The organism is Bergeriella denitrificans NBRC 102155, from assembly GCF_001592185.1.
Classification (GTDB): Bacteria; Pseudomonadota; Gammaproteobacteria; order Burkholderiales; family Neisseriaceae; genus Neisseria; species Neisseria denitrificans.
In genome coordinates, this window is record NZ_BCWL01000232.1 from 1 (window position 1) to 2,982 (window position 2,982).

Genomic DNA, 2,982 nt, shown 5'->3' on the forward strand with positions numbered 1-2,982 from the left:
AGCCGGACGAAGCAACGCTGTATCAAACTAAAGTGAAACGACTATATTTACGACCAGTCTTGCGCCAAGCGGTTGGCTTCTTCCAGTCGCTCGACCGTGCCGACGTCCAGCCACAGGCCGCTGTGTTTTTCCGCGCTGACTTTGCCGTCATTCATGGCGGTGCGCAGCAGCGGGGCGAGTTTGGCGGCTTGATGGGCGGGCGTGCAGGCAAACAGGGCGGGGTGGTACACGCCCATGCCGCTGAAAGTCAGGGCCTCGCCTGCCGCGCAATCGGAAGCGGCGATGCCGTCGGGCAGTAGGGCGAAGTCGCCGCCGGGGTTGTGCGGCGGGTTGCCGACCAGCCATAAATGCGCCAGATGGTTGCGGGCGGACAGGGCTTCGGCGGCGGCAAAAGCCGTCTGAAAATCAATGTCGGTCAACACATCGCCGTTAATCACCAAAAAAGGTTCGCTGCCCAGCAGCGGCAGGGCGGTGGCGATGCCGCCTGCGGTTTCCAGGCCGCCGTTGCGTTCGGGCGAGTAGGCGATGGTGACGCCGTATTGCGCGCCGTTGCCCAGTGTCTGCTCGATTTGTTCGCCCAGCCAGGCATGGTTAATTACGATTTCGGTGATGCCCGCCGCTTTCAGGCGGCGTAAATGCCAGCCGATTAAAGGCTCGCTGCCGACGCGCAATAAAGGCTTGGGGCAGCTGTCGGTCAGCGGGCGCATCCGTTCGCCGCGTCCTGCGGCCAAAATCATTGCTTTCATAAATCGGTTTCCGGATAAGATGGGTGGGATTGTATAGCCGATGGCGGCGGCGGGCAAGGCGGGGAGCGGACTTGCTGCTTCAGCAGCTTAAACGCAGTAGCAGGATTTAAGTTCTTTGACGATAGGCTTCGTTTTCAGACGGCCTTGATTTATTCTGCTTCGCAACCATATAGAGCACAATCGTTATTTATTGATTGGGAATGTTATGACAAGCCATACTCCTGCCGCCGCCAACCGCGCCGACTGCCGTACCCGTTTTATTTTCGACGATATGCCGGTGCGCGGCCTGCACGTCCGTTTGGAAAACGTGTGGCAGCACATCGCCGGGCAGAAACATTATCCGGCCGCCATCCGCCGTGCTTTGGGCGAGCTGCTGGCGGCGGGTGCGCTGCTGTCCAGCAATTTGAAAATAGACGGCACGCTGATTGTGCAGGTGCAGGGGCAGGGCCGTCTGAAAATGCTGGTGGTGGAAGCCACTTCCGAGCAGACCGTCCGCGCCACCGCGCGTTGGGACGAAAGCGCGGCCATCGGCGACGATGAAAGCCTGGCGGATCTGCTGGGCGGCAACAGCGTATTCGTGCTGACTTTGCAGCCTAAAGATGCCGAGCCGTGGCAGGGCGTGGTGCCGCTCGAGGGCGACAGCATCGCGCAAATGCTGATGAACTATATGAAACGCTCCGAGCAGCTGGATACGCATATCGTGCTGGCGGCGGGCGAATCGGCCTGCGGCGGCCTGCTGGTGCAGCGTTTGCCGGAAGAGGAATTGGACGCCGATGCCTGGGCGCACGTCAGCACGCTGGCGCAAACCGTCACGCAGGAAGAGCTGGTGGATTTGGACGCGCAAAACGTACTTTACCGCCTGTTCCACGAAACGCCGCCGCGCGTTTTCGAGCCGGAAACCATTGAATTCGCCTGCACCTGCTCGCGCGGCAAAGTCAGCGATATGCTGCTGATGCTGGGCGGCCAGGAAGTCGGCAGCGTGGTGGCCGAGCAGGGCAGCGTGGCGGTGGACTGCGATTTCTGCCATGAAAAATATGTGTTCGACGAAACCGATGTCAACGCGCTGTTCGGTGCCGATGTCGTCAACGCCGTGCGCGAGGAAGCGCAGCGTTTGCAGTAATCCGATGCGCCATACCGTTTCACAAAAAAGCCGTCTGAAAATGCAGATTTTCAGACGGCTTTTTTGTGTTGCCAAATCCGTTCGCAGCGGGAAAAACCATCCAATCTGCGGAAGAGCGGCATCAGGCTTTGCGTTTATCCCACCAGGCAAACAGATTGCCCAATACCGTGCCCGATACTGAATGCCAGACGCAGGCAACGGCAGTCGCGACGGCGGATTCGGCGTTGCCGGGAAAGAATTTCGCACTCAAGCCCGTGGCCAAGCCTGCGTTTTGTACGCCCACTTCAATCGCCAGCGTGCGCTTTTTCGGCACGCTCATGCCGAACAGCGCGCCCGAGTAATAGCCCAGCACATAGCCGCAAATGTTGTGCACCGCAATCGCCAGCACCATCACCAGCGCCGACTCCATAAAGCGGTGGCCGTGTACCGCCGCCACGCCGCCGACAATGCAGGCAAAGGCCAGCACCGCCACGCCCGGCATCGCCGCGCGCACATCGGCAAACCAATGTTTCTTATGCAGCAGCATATTCGCAGTCGAGCCGATGACGACGGGCAGCAGCGTTACCAGCAGCATAAATTTGAACATCGCCCAGCCGTCCATATCCACGGTTTCGCCGACCAGATACATCATCCACAGCGGCGTCATCACCGGCGCGAGAATGGTGGAAACGGTAGTTATGCCCACGGAATAAGCCACATCGCCCTTAGCCAAAAAGCTCATGATGTTGGACGACACGCCGCCCGGGCAGGTGCCGACCAGCACCAGGCCCAAAGTCAGGCCGGGCGAGAGATTGAGCGCTTTGGCCACCGCAATCGCCAGCAGCGGCATAATCGTGTATTGCGCCGCCGCGCCAATCAAAATATCCAGCGGACGCTGCGCCAAAATACGGTAGTCTTCCTTACCCAGCGTCATGCCCATGCCGAGCATAATCACGCCCAATACGGCCACTTGGGTATCGCCTTTGACCCAGGAGAAAGTGGCGGGTTCAATCAGGGCGATAATGGAAGCCAGAATAATGACCGCAGCGGTGAAACGGGTCAGCTGCGCGCTGAGGGCGGCGAGAAACTGCATAGTTGTCCTTGTTCTTTTTAATAAAAACCGGGCTTATAGTCGAA

At 59.2% G+C, this 2,982-nt stretch carries 3 protein-coding genes; 1 reads left to right on the forward strand and 2 read right to left on the reverse strand.

Annotated elements, in window-relative coordinates:
• Positions 1-47 precede the first annotated feature (47 nt).
• Complete coding sequence (gene murU, locus BDE01S_RS09570; RefSeq protein ID WP_066080834.1) at positions 48-746, reverse strand: N-acetylmuramate alpha-1-phosphate uridylyltransferase MurU; 699 nt, start codon at positions 744-746, stop codon at positions 48-50.
• A 205-nt stretch (positions 747-951) separates the two neighbouring features.
• Between murU and hslO the strand changes: the two genes are divergently transcribed.
• A complete protein-coding gene (gene hslO, locus BDE01S_RS09575) occupies positions 952-1,866 on the forward strand; it encodes an Hsp33 family molecular chaperone HslO (RefSeq protein ID WP_066080837.1) in 915 nt (304 codons plus the stop codon).
• A gap of 121 nt (positions 1,867-1,987) precedes the next feature.
• Here the strand turns inward: hslO and BDE01S_RS09580 are convergent, their stop codons facing one another.
• Entirely contained in the window at positions 1,988-2,938 is a 951-nt protein-coding gene (locus BDE01S_RS09580; protein WP_066080840.1) for a bile acid:sodium symporter family protein, read from the reverse strand.
• Positions 2,939-2,982: the final 44 nt, after the last annotated feature.

What these genes read in the sequence shown, in the direction of transcription:
- murU (WP_066080834.1), bottom strand. Translation starts at nt 746, where the DNA reads ATGAAAGCAATGATTTTGGCCGCAGGACGCGGCGAACGGATGCGCCCG.
- hslO (WP_066080837.1), top strand. Translation starts at nt 952, where the DNA reads ATGACAAGCCATACTCCTGCCGCCGCCAACCGCGCCGACTGCCGTACC.
- BDE01S_RS09580 (WP_066080840.1), bottom strand. Translation starts at nt 2,938, where the DNA reads ATGCAGTTTCTCGCCGCCCTCAGCGCGCAGCTGACCCGTTTCACCGCT.